This window comes from Stenotrophomonas maltophilia complex sp. Om-AH-Sm3 (assembly GCF_059337855.1).
Genome location: NZ_JBYBLQ010000039.1, coordinates 1 through 487, shown reverse-complemented (window position 1 = coordinate 487; position 487 = coordinate 1). Strand labels below are relative to the sequence as shown.

General features: G+C 55.6%; 1 protein-coding gene. It reads right to left on the bottom strand.

The annotated features are described in order from the left end of the window. On the bottom strand, positions 1-487 hold a 487-nt coding region (locus tag AC10QF_RS20095), incomplete at both ends, for a phage major capsid protein (protein ID WP_494542742.1).

Here is a 487-nt window from a genome sequence, read left to right as displayed (position 1 = left end):
AGACCATACTGAGCGTCGGTCTTGATGAACCACGCATCGGTGTCCGTCAGGTAGTGATTGACCGAATAGTCAAGCATTCCCTTCAGGGCATTGATGTCGTTGTTCGCGGAGCCAGACTGCTGATCGGACTTCAGAATGCGCTTGGCATCGAACATAAGGTTCGACGGCACGATCAACTTCATAGCTTTGAGGTTGATGACGTGACCGCGATCGTTCTTTGCCTGAGCAATCTGGATCATCATGTCTTCAAGCGCGGCTTCCGACAGGTCGGCGTCGGTAGCGAGCTTGTTCGACCAGTTGCCAGCGGTCGACGGATGCGCAGTCGAGAGAAGGACTACGCCGTCGCCGCCAGTGTAGCCGGAGGTGAAGGCGCGATTGTAGACGTTCGCGACAACGTTCTCCTTGGTCTGGCGCGCAGAGAAGGCAAGGCGCTTGATGCGCTTCTTGGAGACGACCTCATAGAGGTTATCTTCAAGCTCTTCCTGCG